This is a genomic window from Kosakonia sp. Marseille-Q7440 (assembly GCF_965119485.1).
In genome coordinates this window covers 2,736,877-2,757,879 of the sequence record NZ_CBCPLT010000001.1, presented here as the reverse complement: position 1 = coordinate 2,757,879, position 21,003 = coordinate 2,736,877, and the positions used below count along the sequence as shown (strand labels likewise).

Genomic DNA, 21,003 nt, shown 5'->3' with positions numbered 1-21,003 from the left:
GCGAACCCCGGCTGCTTTATACTTCGTAGTCGGAAGGAGCGTCGCTTGCGATGGGGATAAGCTGCACTTTCTGCACCCGGTGGCTCTCAACCTCCAGGGTTTTCAGGCGGAACTCGCCAATCGTCACCTCTTCGCCCGGGGCGGGAATACGCTGCAGATGCTCCATTAACAGCCCGGCGATGGTGTGGTAATCGCGTTTATCATCCAGCGGCAGCGGCACATACTGCACCAGATCTTCCAGCGGCATATGGCCGTTAGCTGTCCAGCTGCCATCGCTGTTTTTCTGGATATCATGGCGGGCGTCAATCTCCTCCACCTCGTTGGGCAGGTTGCCGGCGATGGTCTCCATCACATCACTTAATGTCACCACCCCTTCGACCGAGCCGAACTCATCGACCACGAAAGCGAAGTGGGTACGGGCATTGCGGAACTGCTCCAGCGCCTGCAACAGCGGCAGCCCCTCAGGGAAGACCAGCGGCTGGCGCACCAGCACGCGCAGATCCAGCGGTTCGCCATGCAGAGACTGCTGCAACAGATCGAGAATATGCACCACGCCGAGCAGCGACTCCTCCTGCTCGCCGCCGGTAACCACGATGCGCGTATGCTGGTTTTTATCCAGCAGGGCGCGCACCTCCGCTTCCGGCGCGTTGAGATCGATATGTTCGATATCGTGACGCGAGGTCATGATGCTGCTCACCGTGCGCTGATTGAGGTTCAGCACACGCTCAATCATCCGCCGCTCCTGCGGGTTGAAAATCTGCGCATCGTCGCTGTCGCGCAGCATCGAGGCGGTTTGCGCATCCAGCTCGGCATCCTCTTTACGCCCGCTGAGCAGACGCATCACCGCTTCGGTGGTGCGCTGGCGCAGCGTGTGGTTGGCAAACAGGAAACGGCGGCGGTTAAAGATAGCCAGCTGATTGAGGGATTCAATCATCACCGAGAAGCCAATTGCCGCATAGAGATAGCCTTTCGGAATATGGAAGCCAAAGCCTTCCGCCACCAGGCTAAAGCCAATCATCAGCAGGAAGCTGAGACAGAGGATGACAATCGTCGGGTGATTATTAACGAAGCGGGTGAGGGCTTTGCTCGCCAGCAGCATCAGCGAGATAGCGATAATGACCGCGGCCATCATCACCGCGAGATGATCAACCATGCCGACGGCGGTGATCACCGAATCGAGAGAGAAGACCGCGTCAAGCACCACGATTTGCGCGACCACCGCCCAGAATTTTGCCCCACGCCGCTGGCTGGGGTTATCACTATCTTTCCCCTCAAGCCGCTCGTTCAGCTCTACCGTGGCTTTAAACAGCAGGAACAGGCCGCCGAACAGCATAATGAGATCGCGGGCGCTAAAGCTTAAACCGCGCACGGTGAACAGCGGTTGCGTGAGCGTCACCAGCCACGAAATGGAGGCCAGCAGCACCAGGCGCATCAGCATAGCAAGGATTAAACCTGTCACGCGCGCACGGTCGCGCTCTGAGGGGGGTAATTTCTCCGCCAGAATGGCGATAAAAACCAGGTTATCGATACCGAGCACTAACTCAATGACCACCAGCGTGATCAGCCCGGCCCAGATTGATGGATCAGCAATCCACTCCATTGTTAGCGTAAAACCTTATATAAGTTGGGAGTTGTGATGAAGTGATCATGGGTAACTTTCCGCATGAATGCAATGCCGCCTGCGATTAATCTTATTTAATAAGATATTTAAGAGTTATTTAATTACATTCCCGCACGGTGATTATGTTTATTTATACCTGATTAAGGCGCGAATTTAGGAACTATCGCATGGGGTGGGCTGCATACCTAAGTTGTCAATATAAGTTAATTCCTAAAAACCTGAAAACCCGACGTTAATATTATTCTTAAAAAAGCTTCTGTCAGGAGATGCCGCCTTGCCTGCCCTTGGCTTAGCTGCAACAATTCCATCGGCATCTTTCAAATATACCTGCGATGTTAATTTCCGCGTTGTTATTCGATGCGGAAAAGGATACCCGCCGTATTTAGCGCGCGCCGCAGTTGGCGCCCTGACGAGGATGTAAAGGATGACTATCAACGACATATCGATGATCAGTGCATTGGTAACTGGAAGCCAGGGGCGGTAGCATGCCTGTTGGCATGACTGCAGCCAGATTATTCTGTAATGTCATGGGGTTGGATAAATGCTTTTTAGGACTGATGCTAGTTATATTCCTGGTGAATTAACTGCATTCTGATTCTGTGTACTGCTTGAGCGCTTATTTAAATCGCACAGGATAATTACTCTGCCATAGTGATAATTAATCAATGATGAAATCTAAAATGAAATTGATGCCATTATTGGTGTCCATAAGCTTAATGAGTGGCTGCACCGTATTCCCGGGTAGCAATATGTCGACATCGGGAAAGGACGTGATTAAACAGCAGGATGCTGACTTTGATTTAGACAGTATGGTGAACGTTTATCCTTTGACCCCGCGTCTGATTGAGCAGTTACGCCCGCGCGTAAACGTTGCTCAACCGAACATGTCGCTGGATCAAGAGATCTCCTCTTATGAATACCGCGTTGGTCCAGGCGACGTCCTGAGCGTCACTGTGTGGGATCACCCGGAACTAACCACCCCTGCCGGTCAGTATCGCAGCTCCAGCGATACCGGTAACTGGGTGCAGCCGGATGGCACCATGTTCTACCCCTATATCGGCAAAGTCCGCGTGGTGGGTAAAACCCTGGCCGAAATACGTAGTGATATTACCAGCCGCTTAGCGACCTATATTGCCGACCCGCAGGTGGACGTTAATATCGCCGCGTTCCGCTCGCAAAAAGCCTATGTCTCTGGTCAGGTTAATAAATCAGGCCAGCAGGCGATCACCAACGTGCCGCTGACCGTGCTTGACGCCATCAACGCCGCGGGCGGTCTGACCGATCTTGCCGACTGGCGCAACGTCGTGCTGACCCACAAAGGCAAAGAGGAGCGCATCTCTCTGCAGGCGCTGATGCAAAACGGCGACCTCAGCCAGAACCGCCTGCTCTATCCGGGCGACATTCTGTTTGTTCCGCGCAATGACGATCTGAAAGTGTTCGTGATGGGCGAAGTGAAAAAACAGAGCACCCTCAAAATGGACTTCAGCGGCATGACGCTGACCGAAGCGCTCGGCCAGGCAGAAGGTCTCGACCTGACCTCCTCCAACGCCAGCGGTATCTTCGTCATCCGTCCGATCAAGAACGGCGAGGGCGGTCGCGGCAACAAGATTGCCAACATCTACCAGCTTGATATGTCGGATGCCACGTCGCTGGTGATGGCCACCAACTTCCGCCTCCAGCCTTACGACGTTGTTTATGTCACCACCGCACCGGTATCGCGTTGGAATCGTCTTATCAACCAGTTGCTGCCAACCATCAGTGGCGTTCGCTACATGACGGATACGGCCAAAGATATTCATACGTGGTAACAGGCATGTTCAACAAAATTCTGGTGGTTTGTGTGGGGAACATTTGTCGTTCCCCGACAGCGGAACGGCTCCTGAAAAAATACCACCCCGGGCTCACGGTTGAGTCCGCCGGGTTGGGCGCACTGGTCGGGCATAGCGCAGATGCCAACGCCACGGCCGTGGCGGCAGATAATCAACTCTCACTGGATGGGCATGTCGCACGCCAGATCTCAGGAAAATTGTGTCGTGAATTCGATCTGATTCTGGTCATGGAGAAGCGACACATCTCCCGCTTGTGCGAACTTACCCCCGAGATGCGTGGAAAGGTCATGTTGTTTGGCCACTGGGATAACGAACGGGAGATCCCCGATCCGTATCGCAAAAGTCGCGAAGCTTTTGAAGCCGTTTACACCTTACTTGACCAGTCTGCCCGCCTTTGGGCGCAGGCATTGCAAGCTCAGCAGGGATAATAATGACAGAGAAAACACACCATTCGCATTCTGCTACGTCGGCAGTGGGCAATGACGAAATCGATATTGGCCGTCTGCTCGGCACAATCATTGAGGCTCGCTGGTGGGTGCTGGGCATTACCGCGCTATTTGCCCTCGCCGCGCTCGTTTACTGCATGTTCGCCACGCCCATCTACAGCGCAGATGCGCTGGTGCAGATCGAGCAGAACACCGGCAGTTCGCTGGTGCAGGATATTAACAGCGCGCTGAGTAACAAACCGCCAGCGTCAGAAGCGGAAATTCAGCTGATCCAGTCCCGCCTGGTGCTGGGCAAAACCGTTGACGATCTTGACCTTGATATCTCAGTGGTGAAGGACACCTTCCCGCTGTTTGGTGCCGGCTGGGATCGCCTGATGGGGCGGCAGAATGAGACCGTTAAGGTCACCTCGTTCGAACTGCCGAAAGGGTGGGCGGATCAGACCTTCACCCTTAAAGTGCTGAGCCCGAAAACCTATCTGCTGAGCAGCGACGGCGGTTTCGAAGCGCGCGGTGAAGTGGGCAAGCCGTTGAGCAAAGAGGGCGTCACCATGATGGTGAGCGCGATTCAGGCCTCTGACGACAGCGAGTTTACCGTCACCAAGTTCTCGACCCTCGGCATGATCAACAATCTACAAAACAACCTGACGGTTGTGGAGAACGGTAAAGACACCGGCGTGCTGAGCCTCAGCTACACCGGCGAAGATCGCGATCAGATCCGTGCCATTCTCAACAGCATCACCCGCAACTACCTTGAGCAGAATATTGAGCGCAAATCGGAAGAAGCGGCAAAGAGCCTCATCTTCCTGGATAAGCAGCTGCCGGAAGTGCGTCACAACCTCGACGTCGCGGAAGATAAGCTCAACGCCTATCGCCAGACGAAAGACTCCGTCGACCTGCCGCTCGAAGCGAAGTCAGTGCTCGACTCGGTGGTTAACATCGATGCGCAGTTGAACGAACTGACCTTCAAAGAAGCGGAGATCTCCAAGCTCTACACCAAAGCGCACCCGGCGTACCGTACGCTGCTGGAGAAACGCCAGGCGCTGGAAGATGAGAAGGCGAAGCTCAATAAACGCATCACGGCCATGCCGCAGACCCAGCAGGAAATTGTGCGCCTGACCCGCGATGTGGAATCTGGTCAGCAGGTCTATATGCAGCTGCTGAACAAACAGCAGGAGCTGCGTATCACCCAGGCGAGCACCGTGGGCGATGTGCGCATCGTTGACCCGGCAATCACTCAGCCTGGCGTGCTGAAGCCGAAAAAAGCGCTGATTATTCTCGGCAGCATTATTTTCGGTCTGATTATCTCCGTCGTTGGCGTGCTGCTGCGTTCACTCTTCAACCGCGGTATCGAAAGCCCGCAGGTGCTGGAAGAGAATGGCATCAGCGTCTATGCCAGCATCCCGCTCTCCGAGTGGCAGAAGGAGCGTGACAACGCACAAGTCGCCAAAGGCGCACGCCGCTTCAAGCAGAGCCAGCTGCTGGCCGTGGGTAACCCGACCGACCTGGCGATTGAAGCGGTTCGCAGCCTGCGCACCAGCCTCCACTTCGCCATGATGCAGGCCAACAACAATGTGTTGATGATGACCGGGGTCAGCCCCTCCATCGGTAAAACCTTTGTCTGTGCCAACCTTGCGGCGGTTATCAGCCAGACCAACAAGCGCGTGCTGCTGATCGACTGTGATATGCGTAAAGGCTACACCCACGAACTGCTGGGTACCGACAATATCAACGGCCTGTCAGATGTGCTGGCAGGGAAGGGCACCATCGAGAGCTGCGCGAAGCCGACTTCAATCAGCAACTTCGACCTGGTTCCGCGCGGTCAGGTGCCGCCTAACCCCTCTGAACTGCTGATGAGCGAACGTTTTACCCAGCTGGTTGAGTGGGCGAGCAAAAACTACGATCTGGTGCTGATCGATACCCCGCCAATCCTCGCGGTGACCGATGCGGCCGTAGTAGGTCGCCACGCGGGCACCACGCTGATGGTGGCGCGTTACGCGGTCAACACCCTGAAAGAGATCCAGACCAGCCTGAGCCGCTTCGAGCAGAACGGCATCCAGGTAAAAGGCGTCATCCTGAACTCCATCTTCCGCCGCGCAACCGGCTATCAGGATTACGGCTACTACGAGTACGAATACAAGTCCGACTCGAAATAACAAGACTTATACCTCTACCCTCAGCGTGCTTCGCCCTTCCCCTTAACGGGGGGAGGGCGTAAGCGAGGGCAAAAAGCGGCATGTGGAACGCATTAGGGATCGCATCATGAGCACAACAGCAAACCCATTAATTTCAATTTATATGCCTACCTGGAACCGTCAGCAGCTGGCCATCCGCGCCATTAAATCGGTGCTGCGCCAGGATTATCCGCACTGGGAAATGATCATTGTTGATGACTGCTCCGCGTCGTTCGATCAGCTGCAGCAGTTTGTTGACGAGCTGAACGATCCGCGCGTCAGCTATACGCGCAACGACTTCAACTCCGGGGCCTGCGCCGTGCGCAACCAGGCCATTCTGCAGGCGCGCGGACAATACATTACCGGCATCGATGATGACGATGAGTGGACGCCAAATCGCTTATCGGTCTTCCTCGCACACAAACATCTGCTCAATACCCGCGCGTTTCTCTACGCCAATGATTATGTTTGCCAGGGCGAAGTCTACGCGCAGCCGGCGAGCCTTCCGCTGTACCCGAAATCGCCGTTCTCCCGCAAGCTCTTCTACAAACGTAATATCGTCGGTAATCAGGTCTTTACCTGGGCGTGGCGTTTTAAAGAGTCGCTGTTTGATACCCAACTGAAAGCCGCCCAGGATTACGACATCTTCCTGCGCATGGTGACCGAGTATGGCGAGCCGTTCAAAATTGAAGAGGCGACGCAGATCCTGCATATCAACCACGGCGAGATGCAGATCACCTCTTCACCGAAGAAGTTCTCCGGCTACTTCCACTTCTATCGCAAGCACAAAGATAAGTTCGACCGTGCCAGCAAGAAGTATCAACTCTTCACCCTCTACCAGATCCGCAACAAGCGGATGAACTGGCGCACGCTGTTGACGCTCTTCTCCGTGCGCAACGGCAAACGTCTGGCTGATGGGCTGCGGGGTAAATAATGCGACTGGAAGATTTTCGCGCAAACCACTGGAATTTGCGCCCGTGCTGCATGGTTGCCGCCTACCGTATTGCGCACTTCTGTTCGGTATGGCGCAAAAAGCATGTGATTAACAATATCTGGGCCGCGCCGGTCATTCTGCTCTACCGCTTTATCACCGAATGCCTGTTTGGTTATGAGATCCAGGCGGCAGCAACTATTGGTCGGCGTTTCACCATTCACCACGGTTATGCAGTGGTGATTAATAAAAATGTCGTCGCGGGTGATGATTTTACCATTCGCCATGGTGTGACCATCGGCAACCGCGGCGCCGACAGCCTGGCCTGCCCGGTGATTGGCAACGGCGTTGAGCTGGGTGCGAATGTGGTGATGATTGGCGATATCACCATTGGCAACAATGTCACCATCGGCGCAGGCAGCGTGGTGCTCGACAGTGTGCCGGACAACGCGCTGGTGGTGGGTGAAAAAGCGCGCGTGAAGGTGATTAAATGAATATTTTGCAGTTTAACGTACGCCTCGCAGAGGGCGGTGCTGCGGGTGTTGCGCTGGATCTCCACCAGCGCGCATTGCAGCAAGGTTATCAGTCGCGCTTTATTTATGGCTACGGTAAGGGCGGCAAAAAGAGCGTCAGCCATGACAACTATCAGAACGTCTATAAACAGACGCCGCGTCTGACCTCGATTGCCAACCTGGCGCTGTTCCGCCTCTTTAACCGCGATGTTTTTGGCAATCTCAATAATCTTTATCGCAACATTACCCGCAGCGAAGGGCCGCTGGTGCTCCATTTTCATGTGATGCACAGCTACTGGCTCAACCTTGAGGATCTGGTGGCGTTCTGCCAGCGCGTGAAAGCGCACAAACCGGACGTCACCTTCGTCTGGACCCTGCACGACCACTGGAGCGTCACCGGCCGCTGTGCATTCACCGACGGTTGTGAAGGGTGGAAAACCAACTGCCAGAAGTGCCCGACGCTGAGTAACTATCCGCCGGTCAAAATCGATCGCGCGCATCAGTTAGTGGGCCGCAAGCGCCAGCTGTTTAATACCATGCTGTCACTGGGCTGCCAGTTTATCTCTCCAAGCCAGCATGTGGCTGACGCCTTTAACAGTCTGTATGGCGCAGGCCGCTGCCAGATCATTAACAACGGTATTGATGTGGCGACGGAGGAGATCCTCGCCCAACTCGCGCCGGTCAAAGTGACGCAGGGAAAACCGAAGATCGCTATCGTCGCCCACGATTTACGCTACGACGGTAAAACCAACCAAAAGCTGGTGCGCGACATTATGGCGCTTGAAGATCGCGTCGAGCTGCACACCTTCGGTAAATTCTCTCCGTTTGAGGGGCCGCAGGTGGTTAACCACGGTTTTCTCACCGATAAGCGTAAATTGATGAGCGAACTCAATGAGATGGATGCGCTGGTCTTTAGTTCGCGCGTCGATAACTACCCGCTGATCCTCTGCGAAGCGCTCTCCATCGGCGTGCCGGTGATCGCTACCCACAGCGATGCGGCGCGGGAAGTGCTGCAAAAGTCGGGCGGCAAGACCTTCAGTGAAGAGGAGGTGCTGCCGCTGGTGCAGTGCCATAAAGCAGAAATCGCCCAGGCGGTGTTTGGCGAGAGCCTCGACGCGTTTCGCGCGCGCAGCCGCCAGGCCTATAGCGGTCATCAGATGCTGGAGGAGTATGTCTCGTTCTATCAGAGTCTGTAGCTATCTGCTGCTGCCGTTGATCTACCTGCTGGTCAACGTGAAATTATTCCAGCTCGGTGAGAGCTTCCCGATCACGATCGTAACTTTTCTACCGGTGATGCTGCTGCTCTACGTTGAGCGCATCAACCTGAAAAAATTGATGTTAGCGCTGATGCTCGGTGCAGGATTAACGCTCTTCAACTTTATTTTCGGTAAGTCACTGGATGCCAGCAAATATGTCACGTCGACAATGCTGTTTGTTTACATTGTGATCATTATTGGCATGGTATGGAGTATTCGCTTCAAAACGATCTCGCCGCACAACTATCGAAAGATTTTGAGATTTTTCTATATGGTGGTGGCGTTAATTGTCACGCTCGCCGCAATGGAGATGGCTCAGATCATTCTTACTGGCGGCAGTAGTTTGATGGAAATAATTTCGAAATATCTTATTTACAGCAACAGTTACGTGCTGAATTTTATCAAGTTCGGCGGTAAGCGAACCACGGCACTCTATTTCGAACCGGCATTCTTCGCTCTGGCGTTAATCTCAATTTGGCTCAGCATCAAACAGTTTGGTATCAAAACGCCGAAGACCGATGCTATGATTCTGGCAGGGATAGTTCTCTCAGGATCGTTCTCCGGGGTAATGACATTCATCATGTTTTACCTGCTGGAATGGGCGTTCCAGTATCTCAATAAAGAGGCGATTCAAAAGAAATTACCGCTGGCAATTATTTCACTTGCGGTGTTTGTCGTGGGCCTCGTATTTGCTTTTCCTTATATTGCAACGCGTATTGGCGATTTGGGAACGGAAGGCTCTTCCTCTTATTACCGAATTATCGGTCCGCTTGTGATGGTTGGATATTCGCTGACCAATATTGATGGCGTAGTAAGATTCGGCTCACTTTATGAATATGTCGCATCATTCGGAATCTTTAACGGTGCAGACGTCGGGAAAACAATAGACAATGGGTTGTATCTGCTGATCATTTATTTTTCATGGTTAGCGGTAATACTGACCGGATGGTACATGTTTAAAGTCGCTAAAATGACGATGAATGCTTTTGGCAACAATCAGAATTTTCGCGTTCAACTTTTCTTGTTTACCCCGATCTCGTTGTTTTTTACGGGGTCAATTTTTAGTCCGGAATATGCATTCTTAATTGTTTGTCCATTTATTCTTCGTAAAGCGTTGAATATTGTCAGTTCATGAGAAGGTGGGTCACATGCTGCTAAGTGTTATTACTGTCGCGTTTCGCAATTATGAAGGTGTGATGAAGACCTGGCAGTCGCTGGCTCACCTGGCGAAAGCGCAAGATATCGAGTTTGAGTGGATTGTGGTTGACGGCGGTTCTCAGGACGGCACTGAGGATTTTCTGAAAAGCCTCAACGGACAATATAATTTACGTTTTATAAGCGAACGCGATAAAGGTATTTACGATGCCATGAATAAAGGCATCGATATGGCCTCCGGACGTTTTGCGATATTTCTTAATTCTGGCGATATTTTCCATGAAGAGATCGTCGATGTTGTTCGCCAGTTAAGCGAAGCGAAAGAGACCGCGATGTATATCGGCGATGCGCTGCTTGATTTCGGCGACGGAAGCAAGCTGCGCCGCAATGCGAAAAGCGGCTGGTATATTTATCACAGCCTGCCGGCCAGCCATCAGGCCATCTTTTTCCCGGTACACGGGTTAAAAACGTACCCCTACGATCTGCAATTTAAAGTCTCATCCGATTACGCGTTAGCGGCCAGAATGTTTAAAGCGGGCTTTCCGTTTAAGCGTCTGAAAGGGCTGGTATCTGAATTTTCGATGGGCGGTGTATCCACTTCTAATAACCTCGAATTATGTCAAGACGCCCGTAAAGTTCAGCGCATGATATTACACGTTCCCGGCTTCTGGGCAGAATTATCCTATATGTTGCGTTTACGGACGACGGGTAAAGCAAAGGCTTTATATAACAAAGCGTAACGCCCGGACATAAGGAAAGAATATGCAAGATTTAAAAGGATTCTCCGTGCCGAAAGGCTTTCGGGGCGGGAACGCTATTAAGGTTCAACTGTGGTGGGCGGTGCAGGCGACATTATTTGCCTGGTCTCCGCAGGTGCTTTATCGCTGGCGCGCCTTCTTATTACGCCTGTTCGGCGCGAAGGTAGGTAAAGGCGTAGTGATTCGACCTTCGGTCAAAATTACCTACCCATGGAAATTAACCCTGGGTGATTACAGCTGGGTGGGGGATGACGCAGTGTTATATACGCTCGGCGACATCACCATCGGCGCAAATTCTGTGGTGTCACAGAAGTGTTATTTGTGTACCGGCAGTCACGACTATATGAGCGCGCATTTCGATATTAACGCGACGCCCATCGTGATTGGCGAGAAGTGCTGGCTGGCGACGGATGTGTTTGTTGCTCCCGGCGTTTCTATCGGCGACGGCACGGTCGTCGGTGCGCGCAGCAGTGTTTTTAAATCGCTACCGGCAAATGCAATTTGTCGGGGCAATCCCGCAGTGGTAACGCGCGAACGCGTTGAAAAGGTAACTCCCTAACAGGGAACATTGAGGAAAATAAATTATGTCTAAAGTCGCTCTCATCACCGGCGTTACCGGGCAAGATGGCTCTTATCTGGCAGAACTGCTTCTGGAAAAGGGTTACGAAGTTCACGGCATCAAACGCCGTGCTTCCTCTTTCAATACTGAGCGTGTTGATCACATTTATCAGGATCCGCACACAAGCAACCCGAAATTCCACCTGCATTACGGCGATCTGACCGATACGTCCAACCTGACCCGTATCCTGCAGGAAGTGCAGCCGGATGAAGTGTACAACCTGGGTGCGATGAGCCACGTTGCGGTCTCCTTCGAATCCCCGGAATACACCGCTGATGTCGACGCCATGGGTACGCTGCGTCTGCTGGAAGCGATCCGCTTCCTGGGTCTGGAGAAGAAAACCCGTTTCTATCAGGCATCCACCTCTGAGCTGTATGGCCTGGTGCAGGAAACTCCGCAGAAAGAGACCACGCCGTTCTACCCGCGCTCTCCGTATGCCGTTGCCAAACTGTACGCTTACTGGATCACCGTGAACTACCGTGAATCCTACGGCATGTACGCCTGTAACGGCATCCTGTTCAACCACGAATCCCCGCGTCGCGGCGAAACCTTCGTGACCCGTAAAATCACCCGTGCGATCGCCAACATCGCTCAGGGCCTGGAATCCTGCCTCTACCTCGGCAACATGGACTCCCTGCGTGACTGGGGCCATGCCAAAGACTACGTGAAAATGCAGTGGATGATGCTGCAGCAGGAACAGCCGGAAGACTTCGTTATCGCGACCGGCGTGCAGTACTCGGTTCGTCAGTTCGTTGAAATGGCTGCCGCTCAGCTCGGTATCAAACTGCGCTTCGAAGGCACTGGCGTAGAAGAGAAGGGTATCGTTGTTTCCGTGACTGGCCACGATGCGCCGGGCGTGAAACCGGGCGATGTGATTGTTGCCGTTGACCCGCGTTACTTCCGTCCTGCTGAAGTGGAAACCCTGCTGGGCGACCCGACCAAAGCGCACGAAAAACTGGGCTGGAAACCGGAAACTACCCTGCAGGAGATGGTCTCTGAAATGGTGGCAAAAGATCTGGAAGCAGCGAAAAAACACTCACTGCTTAAGGCCCACGGTTACGAGGTTGCCATCGCGCTGGAGTCCTGAGCATGACCAAACAACGTGTTTTTGTGGCTGGCCATCGCGGGATGGTGGGGTCAGCCATCGTACGGCAGCTCGAACAGCGTGCGGATATCGAACTGGTGCTGCGCTCGCGCGAAGAGCTGAACCTGTTAGATGCCGCAGCGGTGGACGCGTTTTTCGCCAGCGAACGTATTGACCAGGTCTACCTGGCGGCAGCGAAAGTGGGCGGTATTGTGGCGAACAATACCTACCCGGCGGACTTCATCTACGAAAATATGATGATTGAGAGCAACATCATTCACTCGGCGCACAAGCACGACGTGAACAAGCTGTTGTTCCTCGGTTCGTCCTGCATCTACCCGAAACTGGCGAAGCAGCCGATTGCTGAAAGCGAGCTGCTGCAAGGGACGCTGGAGCCGACGAACGAGCCGTACGCGATTGCCAAAATCGCCGGGATCAAACTGTGCGAATCGTACAACCGCCAGTATGACCGCGATTACCGCTCGGTGATGCCGACCAACCTGTATGGTCCGCACGACAACTTCCACCCGAGCAACTCGCACGTCATTCCTGCGCTGCTGCGTCGTTTCCACGAAGCGACCCAGGAGAATGCGGCAGACGTGGTGGTGTGGGGCAGCGGCACGCCGATGCGTGAATTCCTCCATGTGGATGATATGGCAGCAGCCAGCATTCATGTGCAGGAGCTGGCACGCGAAGTGTGGCAGGAGAATACCGAGCCGATGCTGTCGCATATCAACGTCGGTACCGGCGTTGACTGCACCATTCGCGAACTGGCACAGACGGTTGCAAGCGTTGTGGGCTATAAAGGCCGCGTGGTGTTTGACGCCACCAAGCCGGACGGCACGCCGCGTAAACTGCTGGATGTGACCCGTCTGCATCAACTGGGCTGGTATCACGAGATCTCACTGGAAGCGGGGCTGGCAAGCACCTACCAGTGGTTCCTTGAAAACCAGCACCGGTTCCGGGGGTAAGCATGTTTTTAAGTCATGAAGATTTTGCCACGGTGGTGCGTTCCACCCCGCTGATCTCCATCGATCTGATCGTGGAGAACTCACGCGGCGAGTTTTTACTCGGCAAACGCACTAACCGTCCGGCCCAGGGATACTGGTTCGTGCCGGGCGGACGCGTGCAAAAGGACGAGCCGCTGGCAGCCGCTTTCGAGCGGCTGACTCAGGCGGAACTGGGACTGCGCCTGCCGATGTCGGCAGGTGAGTTTTACGGCGTCTGGCAGCACTTCTATGACGATAACTTCTCCGGCCCCGATTTTACGACCCACTACATCGTGCTCGGCTTCCGTCTGCGCGTGGACGAGGAGACCCTCGCCCTGCCAACGGAGCAGCACGATGACTATCGCTGGGTTTCGCCGGAGGCGTTGATTGCCGACCCGCTGGTGCATGACAACAGCCGCGCCTATTTCCTCGACGCGCAGGGAGTGCCGGGCTTATGAAAATCCTGGTTTATGGCATCAACTATTCGCCGGAACTGACCGGGATCGGTAAGTACACCGGCGAAATGGTGGAGTGGATGGCCCGTCAGGGCCATGACGTTCGCGTCATCACTGCGCCGCCGTACTACCCGGAGTGGAAAGTCGGGCACCCTTACAGTGCCTGGCGCTGGCGTAAAGAGCAGGGAGCCTCCACGGTGTGGCGCTGCCCGCTCTACGTGCCGAAGCAGCCGTCGACCATCAAGCGTCTGCTGCACTTAGGCAGCTTTGCCGTCAGCAGCTTTTTCCCGCTGATGGCCCAGCGCAGCTGGAAGCCGGATCGCATCATCGGCGTAGTGCCGACACTGTTTTGCACGCCGGGCATGCGCCTGCTGGCAAAACTGAGCGGCGCACGCACGCTGCTGCACATTCAGGATTATGAAGTGGACGCCATGCTCGGGTTAGGTATGGCGGGCAAAGGTAAAGGCGGCCTGGTGGCAAAAATGGCGGCCGCGTTTGAACGCAGCAATCTGCATAACGTTGACAACGTCTCTACCATCTCGCGCTCGATGATGAACAAAGCGCGTGAGAAGGGCGTGTCAGCCGACAAGATTATCTTCTTCCCGAACTGGTCCGAAGTGGCGCGTTTTCGTGATGTCGACGCGGCAAGCGTTGCGCAGTTACGCCGCGACCTCGGTCTGCCGGATGACAAAAAAATCATTCTTTACTCCGGCAACATCGGTGAGAAGCAGGGATTAGAAAATGTGATTGAAGCCGCTGCGCGACTGAAGGGCCATCCGTGGCTGTTCGCCATCGTCGGGCAGGGCGGAGGCAAAGCGCGGCTGGAGAAAATGGTCAGCGAGCGCGGCCTCGACAATGTGAAATTCTTCCCGTTGCAGCCTTATGAAGCGCTGCCGGCGCTGCTCACGCTTGGCGATTGCCACCTGGTTATCCAGAAGCGCGGCGCGGCGGATGCGGTATTGCCCTCCAAGCTGACCAACATTCTGGCGGTGGGTGGCAATGCGGTGATCACCGCCGAAGAGAGTACCGAACTTGGCCAGCTCTGCCTGAATGAGCCTGGCATTGCGGTCTGCGTCGAACCGGAATCGGTCGATGCGCTGACCTCGGGCATTGAACGCGCGTTAGCGCTGCCCACAAACAACACGGTGGCACGTGAATATGCCGAACGCACGCTCGAAAAAGAGAACGTGTTAAGCCAGTTTATTGCAGATATCAGCCCGGAGAAATCCGCGACGCCCGCAGCCGCCCACGATGGCGCGGCGCATGAGGCGCGCCTCAATTTCGACGGCAATGGGGATAAATCATGAGTCAAACGCAACTCTATCCGGTCGTGATGGCCGGGGGCTCCGGCAGCCGTCTGTGGCCACTTTCCCGCGTGCTTTACCCTAAACAGTTTCTCTGCCTGAAGGGCGATCTCACCATGCTGCAGACCACCGTCTGCCGCCTGAACGGCGTCGAGTGCGAAAGCCCGGTGGTGATTTGTAACGAGCAGCACCGTTTTATCGTCGCAGAACAGCTGCGCCAGCTTAATAAGCTGACGGAGAACATCATTCTTGAACCGGCAGGCCGCAACACCGCACCGGCGATTGCGCTGGCAGCGCTGGCGGTTAAACGCCACAACCCGGATAGCGATCCGCTGATGCTGGTGCTGGCAGCGGATCACGTTATTCAGGATGAAGAGGCGTTCCGTACTTCAGTACGTAATGCCATGCCGTATGCCGAAGCGGGCAAACTGGTCACTTTCGGTATCGTGCCGGATATGCCCGAAACCGGTTACGGCTACATCCGCCGCGGCGAAGTCAGCCCAGGCCAGGTCGATGCTGTGGCGTTTGAAGTGGCGCAGTTTGTTGAAAAACCGAACCTGGAAACCGCGCAGGGGTATGTCGCCAGCGGCGAATACTACTGGAACAGCGGCATGTTCCTGTTCAGCGCCGGTCGCTACCTGGAAGAGCTGCAAAAATATCGTCCGGACATTCTCGAAGCCTGTGAAAAGGCGATGGATGCCACCGACCCGGATATGGACTTTATCCGCGTTGATGAAGAGGCGTTCCTCGCCTGTCCGGAAGAGTCTATCGACTACGCGGTGATGGAGCGCACAGCCGATGCGGTGGTGGTTCCGATGGACGCAGGCTGGAGCGATGTGGGCTCCTGGTCCTCCCTGTGGGAGATCAGCCAGCACACGCCGGAAGGCAACGTGCATCACGGCGATGTGATCAGCCACAAAACCGAAAACAGCTACGTCTATGCCGAATCCGGTCTCGTGACCACCGTTGGCGTAAAAGATTTGGTGGTGGTGCAGACCAAAGACGCCGTGCTGATCGCCGACCGTAACGCGGTGCAGGACGTGAAAAAAGTGGTCGAGAAGATCAAAGCCGAAGGGCGTCACGAGCACCATATTCACCGCGAAGTCTACCGTCCGTGGGGCAAATATGACTCCATCGACGCGGGCGATCGCTATCAGGTGAAACGCATCACCGTGAAACCGGGCGAAGGGCTGTCGGTGCAGATGCATCACCATCGCGCCGAACACTGGGTGGTGGTTGCCGGTACGGCGAAAGTCACCATTGATGACGAAGTCAAACTGCTGGGCGAAAACGAATCTATCTACATTCCGCTCGGCGCGCGCCACTGCCTGGAAAACCCGGGCAAGATCCCTCTCGACCTGATTGAGGTACGCTCCGGTTCGTACCTGGAAGAGGATGACATTGTGCGCTTCGCCGATCGTTACGGGCGTATTTAACGCCCATTGCCGGCCCGCCGCGCGCGGGTTCGGCCAGAACAACTATTGATAACATTTATGTGGCCAGTTGCGGTCAAGGCTGACTGTTGCCTGAAGAAGAGGTAATGATGGAAAAATTAACCTGTTTTAAAGCTTACGATATTCGCGGAAAGCTGGGCGAAGAACTGAATGAAGATATAGCCTGGCGTATTGGCCGCGCCTACGGGGAATACCTGAAGCCGCAGACCATTGTGCTCGGCGGCGATGTGCGTCAGACCAGCGAATCGCTGAAGCTGGCGCTTGCCAAAGGCTTGCAGGACGCCGGTGTTGATGTGCTGGATATCGGTTTGTCCGGTACCGAAGAGATCTATTTCGCCACCTTCCATCTCGGCGTTGACGGCGGTATCGAAGTGACCGCCAGCCACAACCCGATGGACTACAACGGCATGAAACTGGTGCGCAAAGGCGCGCGCCCAATCAGCGGCGACACCGGCCTGCGCGACGTGCAGCGTCTGGCAGAAGCCAACGACTTCCCACCGGTGAACCCGGAAAAACGCGGCAGCTACAAGCAGATCTCCCTGCGCGATGACTATATCGACCATCTGCTTGGCTACATCAACACCGCTAACCTTAAGCCGCTGAAACTGGTCATCAACTCCGGTAACGGCGCGGCAGGCCCGGTGATTGACGCCATTGAAGCGCGTTTCAAGGCGCTGAATGTGCCGGTGAGCTTTATTAAAGTGCACAACGAGCCGGACGGTACCTTCCCGCACGGGATTCCTAATCCGCTGCTGCCGGAGTGCCGCGACGACACCCGCAACGCGGTGATTGAGCATCAGGCGGATATGGGCATCGCCTTTGATGGTGACTTCGACCGCTGCTTCCTGTTCGACGACAAGGGCCAGTTTATTGAGGGCTACTACATCGTTGGCCTGCTGGCAGAAGCGTTCCTCGAAAAACACCCGGGCGCGAAAATCATTCACGATCCGCGTCTCTCCTGGAACACCGTTGATGTGGTAGGCCGCGCAGGCGGTACGCCGGTGATGTCGAAAACCGGCCACGCTTTTATTAAAGAGCGTATGCGCGAAGAGGACGCCATTTACGGCGGCGAGATGAGCGCGCACCACTACTTCCGCGATTTCGCCTACTGCGACAGCGGCATGATCCCGTGGCTGCTGGTCACGGAATTGCTGTGCCTGAAAGGTAAAACGCTGGCCGAACTGGTGGGCGATCGCATGGTGGCCTTCCCGGCGAGCGGCGAGATCAACAGCAAGCTAGCCGATCCGGTTAGCGCCATCAAACGCGTTGAAGATCGTTACGCGCCGGACGCGCTGGAGGTGGATTACACCGACGGCATCAGCATCGCCTTTGCCGACTGGCGCTTTAACCTGCGCTCCTCCAACACCGAGCCGGTGGTGCGTCTGAATGTCGAATCCCGACACGACGTAGCGTTGATGGAGGCGCGAACGCAGGAAATTCTGGCGCTGTTGAATCAGTAACTCTTAGTCGTTCTCCTCCCCACGAGGGGAGGAGGGCAAACAGGCAGGTACAACGATGACAAATCTAAAAAAGCGCGACCGGGCCAAAACGAATGCATCGTTAATCTCTATCGTGCAGCGATTCTCAGACATCACCATTATGTTCGCTGGGTTGTGGTTGGTGTGCAAAGTCAATGCGTTGCCATTTTTCTACATGCATCTGCTGATGGCGCTGACCACGCTGGTTGTATTCCAGATGATCGGCGGCATGACCGATTTTTACCGCTCCTGGCGCGGCGTCAGAATGATGACCGAACTGACGCTGCTGTTGCAGAACTGGACGCTAAGTATCATCTTCAGCGCCGGTTTGATGTCGTTCAACACAGACTTTGATAACACCTTCTCGCTCTATTTCACCTGGTATCTGTTAACCAGCCTCGGCCTGATGTTTAGCCGGGCGGTGATCCGCTTCGGTGCCGGCTGGCTGCGTAATCTCGGGTATAACACTCGCCGCGTTGCCGTAGCGGGGGATATGCCGATGGGGCAGGCGCTGCTCGACGGTTTCCGCAACGAGCCGTGGCTCGGCTTCGATGTGGTCGGGGTTTATTACGATCCGAAACCGGGCGGTATTGATACCGGCTGGGCGGGCAACCTTGAGCAACTGGTTGAAGATGCCCGCAGCGGCAAGATCCATAACGTCTATATCGCAATGTCGATGAATGACGCTGTTTGCATCAAAAAACTGGTGCGCGATCTCGCGGATACCACCTGTTCGGTGATCCTGATCCCGGATGTCTTCACCTTTAATATCCTGCATTCGCGCATTGAAGAGGTGAATGGCGTTCCGATTGTGCCGCTGTATGACACGCCGCTCTCAGGTGTGAACCGCATCCTGAAACGCCTGGAAGATATTGTGCTCTCGTCGCTGATTCTGCTGCTGATTTCGCCGGTGCTGCTGGCTATCTCCGTGGCGGTGAAGATGAGTTCGCCAGGGCCAATCATTTTCCGCCAGACGCGCTACGGCATGGATGGTAAGCCGATCAAAGTGTGGAAGTTCCGCTCAATGAAGGTGATGGAGAATGACAAAGTGGTGACCCAGGCGACGCAGAACGATCCGCGCGTCACCAAAGTGGGCAGCTTCCTGCGCCGCACCTCCCTTGATGAGCTGCCGCAGTTTATTAATGTGCTCACCGGCGGGATGTCGATTGTTGGCCCTCGTCCTCACGCCGTGGCGCATAACGAGCAGTATCGTGCGCTGATTGAGGGCTACATGCTGCGTCACAAAGTGAAACCGGGCATTACCGGCTGGGCGCAGATTAACGGCTGGCGCGGCGAGACCGACACGCTGGAAAAAATGGAAAAACGCATTGAGTTCGATCTGGAGTACATCCGCGAATGGAGCCTGTGGTTCGATATCAAGATCGTTTTTCTGACCATCTTTAAAGGCTTTGTCAACAAAGCGGCGTATTAAGGAAAGGTCATGAGCCTGAGAGAAAAAACCATCAGCGGAGCAAAGTGGTCAGCCATGGCCACTCTGACCATTATCGGTCTGGGGCTGGTGCAGATGACGGTGCTGGCGCGCATCATCGATAACCACCAGTTCGGTCTGCTGACCGTCTCGCTGGTGATTATCGCGCTGGCGGATACGCTGTCAGATTTTGGTATCGCTAACTCGATTATTCAGCGCAAAGAGATCAGCCATCTCGAGCTGACCACGCTTTACTGGCTCAACGTCGGGCTGGGGATCGTGGTCTGCATCGCGGTCTTCTCGTTAAGCAACATGATTGCTGACGTGCTGAACAACCCGGATCTGGCACCGCTGATCAAAACCCTGTCGGTGGCGTTTGTGGTGATCCCGCACGGGCAGCAGTTCCGCGCGCTGATGCAAAAAGAGCTGGAGTTCAACAAGATCGGCGCGATTGAAACCCTGTCGGTCATGGCGGGCTTCAGCTTTACGGTGATCAGCGCCTTCTTCTGGCCGCTGGCGATGACCGCGATCCTCGGTTATCTGGTTAACAGCGCCGTGCGTACGCTGCTGTTCGGCTACTTTGGCCGCAAGATCTACCGCCCCGGTCTGCACTTCTCCCTTGCTTCCGTCAGCTCCAACCTGCGTTTTGGCGCATGGCTGACCGCAGACAGCATCATCAACTACGTGAACACCAACCTCTCCACGCTGGTGCTGGCGCGGATCCTCGGTGCGAGCGTCGCCGGGGGCTACAACCTCGCCTATAACGTGGCGGTAGTGCCGCCGATGAAGCTCAACCCGATCATTACCCGCGTGCTCTTCCCGGCATTCGCCAAGATCCAGGATGACACCGAGAAGCTGCGCCTGAACTTCTACAAGCTGCTGTCGGTGGTGGGGATCATCAACTTCCCGATCCTGCTTGGGCTGATGGTGGTGTCGAATAACTTTGTGCCGCTGGTATTTGGCGAGAAGTGGAACAGCATCATTCCGATCCTGCAACTGCTGTGCATCGTTGGCCTGCTGCGCGCGGTCGGTAACCCGATCGGCTCGCTGCTGATGGCGAAAGCACGTGTCGATATCAGCTTTAAATTCAACGTCTTTAAAACGTTTCTCTTTATTCCGGCGATCATTATTGGCGGCCATATGGCCGGTGCGCTCGGCGTTACGCTTGGCTTCCTGCTGGTGCAGATTATCAACACCATTCTGAGCTACTTCGTAATGATTAAACCGGTGCTCGGTTCGAGCTACCGCCAGTACATCCTCAGCCTGTGGCTGCCGTTCTACCTGTCGCTGCCGACGCTGGTGGTCAGTTATGGCCTCGGCCTGGCGCTCAACGGCCATCTGCCGCTTGCCGCCATGCTGGCGATTCAGGTTGCTGCGGGTGCCATCGCCTTCGCCATTATGCTGATTTTGTCGCGTAACGCGCTGGTGGTGGAGATGAAGCGTCAGTTTTGCCGCAACGAGAAATTGAAAACACTGCTTCGCGCAGGATAAGAAACCTTATTGAACCCCTTT

Annotated in this window: 18 protein-coding genes; 17 read left to right on the top strand and 1 reads right to left on the bottom strand. The window is 55.0% G+C overall.

All coding sequences use genetic code 11. From position 1 onward, the window contains the following. Positions 1-16: 16 nt before the first annotated feature. On the bottom strand, positions 17-1,600 hold the full coding sequence (locus ACWPW2_RS12970; RefSeq protein WP_454123362.1) for a TerC family protein: 1,584 nt from the start codon (positions 1,598-1,600) through the stop codon (positions 17-19). Positions 1,601-2,286: 686 nt separating this feature from the next. Between ACWPW2_RS12970 and ACWPW2_RS12965 the strand changes: the two genes are divergently transcribed. From ACWPW2_RS12965 to wzxC, 17 genes are all read left to right on the top strand, one after another. Then, a complete protein-coding gene (locus ACWPW2_RS12965; RefSeq protein ID WP_023479113.1) occupies positions 2,287-3,429 on the top strand; it encodes a polysaccharide export protein in 1,143 nt (380 codons plus the stop codon). Between the two features lie 5 nt (positions 3,430-3,434). Beyond that, positions 3,435-3,878, top strand: coding sequence for a low molecular weight protein-tyrosine-phosphatase Wzb (gene wzb / locus ACWPW2_RS12960; protein WP_023479231.1), 444 nt, complete (start codon positions 3,435-3,437; stop codon positions 3,876-3,878). 2 nt (positions 3,879-3,880) lie between these two features. Then, on the top strand, positions 3,881-6,049 hold the full coding sequence (wzc, locus tag ACWPW2_RS12955) for a tyrosine-protein kinase Wzc (RefSeq protein ID WP_454123359.1): 2,169 nt from the start codon (positions 3,881-3,883) through the stop codon (positions 6,047-6,049). 106 nt (positions 6,050-6,155) lie between these two features. Further along, positions 6,156-7,001: a colanic acid biosynthesis glycosyltransferase WcaA gene (gene wcaA, locus ACWPW2_RS12950; RefSeq protein ID WP_023479129.1), complete on the top strand. Its 846-nt coding sequence runs from the start codon at positions 6,156-6,158 to the stop codon at positions 6,999-7,001. After that, entirely contained in the window at positions 7,001-7,492 is a 492-nt protein-coding gene (gene wcaB / locus ACWPW2_RS12945; protein ID WP_023479173.1) for a colanic acid biosynthesis acetyltransferase WcaB, read from the top strand. The genes wcaA and wcaB overlap by 1 nt, the downstream gene beginning before the upstream one ends. Beyond that, positions 7,489-8,706, top strand: coding sequence for a colanic acid biosynthesis glycosyltransferase WcaC (gene wcaC / locus ACWPW2_RS12940; protein ID WP_279793079.1), 1,218 nt, complete (start codon positions 7,489-7,491; stop codon positions 8,704-8,706). The genes wcaB and wcaC overlap by 4 nt, the downstream gene beginning before the upstream one ends. Then, the gene (gene wcaD / locus ACWPW2_RS12935; protein WP_076770131.1) at positions 8,681-9,901 is read left to right on the top strand and encodes a colanic acid polymerase WcaD; all 1,221 of its coding nucleotides are present in this window, start codon (positions 8,681-8,683) and stop codon (positions 9,899-9,901) included. Before wcaC ends, wcaD begins: the two co-directional genes overlap by 26 nt. Positions 9,902-9,914: 13 nt before the next feature. Further along, a complete protein-coding gene (gene wcaE, locus ACWPW2_RS12930) occupies positions 9,915-10,661 on the top strand; it encodes a colanic acid biosynthesis glycosyltransferase WcaE (RefSeq protein WP_023479138.1) in 747 nt (248 codons plus the stop codon). Between the two features lie 22 nt (positions 10,662-10,683). Beyond that, on the top strand, positions 10,684-11,238 hold the full coding sequence (gene wcaF, locus ACWPW2_RS12925; RefSeq protein WP_023479143.1) for a colanic acid biosynthesis acetyltransferase WcaF: 555 nt from the start codon (positions 10,684-10,686) through the stop codon (positions 11,236-11,238). Between the two features lie 25 nt (positions 11,239-11,263). Next, positions 11,264-12,385 (top strand): GDP-mannose 4,6-dehydratase, encoded by a 1,122-nt coding sequence (gmd, locus tag ACWPW2_RS12920; protein WP_023479093.1) that lies wholly within the window; start codon positions 11,264-11,266, stop codon positions 12,383-12,385. 2 nt (positions 12,386-12,387) lie between these two features. Then, positions 12,388-13,353, top strand: a complete 966-nt coding sequence (fcl, locus tag ACWPW2_RS12915; RefSeq protein WP_023479152.1) for a GDP-L-fucose synthase — start codon at positions 12,388-12,390, stop codon at positions 13,351-13,353. A 2-nt stretch (positions 13,354-13,355) separates the two neighbouring features. After that, positions 13,356-13,829: a GDP-mannose mannosyl hydrolase gene (locus ACWPW2_RS12910; protein ID WP_023479130.1), complete on the top strand. Its 474-nt coding sequence runs from the start codon at positions 13,356-13,358 to the stop codon at positions 13,827-13,829. Continuing rightward, complete coding sequence (gene wcaI / locus ACWPW2_RS12905) at positions 13,826-15,133, top strand: colanic acid biosynthesis fucosyltransferase WcaI (protein ID WP_454123354.1); 1,308 nt, start codon at positions 13,826-13,828, stop codon at positions 15,131-15,133. Before ACWPW2_RS12910 ends, wcaI begins: the two co-directional genes overlap by 4 nt. Then, a complete protein-coding gene (cpsB, locus tag ACWPW2_RS12900) occupies positions 15,130-16,566 on the top strand; it encodes a mannose-1-phosphate guanyltransferase (protein WP_023479222.1) in 1,437 nt (478 codons plus the stop codon). Before wcaI ends, cpsB begins: the two co-directional genes overlap by 4 nt. Before the next feature lie 107 nt (positions 16,567-16,673). Then, on the top strand, positions 16,674-18,044 hold the full coding sequence (gene cpsG / locus ACWPW2_RS12895; RefSeq protein WP_023479224.1) for a colanic acid biosynthesis phosphomannomutase CpsG: 1,371 nt from the start codon (positions 16,674-16,676) through the stop codon (positions 18,042-18,044). A gap of 55 nt (positions 18,045-18,099) precedes the next feature. Then, complete coding sequence (gene wcaJ, locus ACWPW2_RS12890) at positions 18,100-19,494, top strand: undecaprenyl-phosphate glucose phosphotransferase (RefSeq protein WP_023479218.1); 1,395 nt, start codon at positions 18,100-18,102, stop codon at positions 19,492-19,494. A gap of 9 nt (positions 19,495-19,503) precedes the next feature. Next, complete coding sequence (gene wzxC, locus ACWPW2_RS12885; protein WP_124967870.1) at positions 19,504-20,982, top strand: colanic acid undecaprenyl disphosphate flippase WzxC; 1,479 nt, start codon at positions 19,504-19,506, stop codon at positions 20,980-20,982. Positions 20,983-21,003 lie beyond the last annotated feature (21 nt).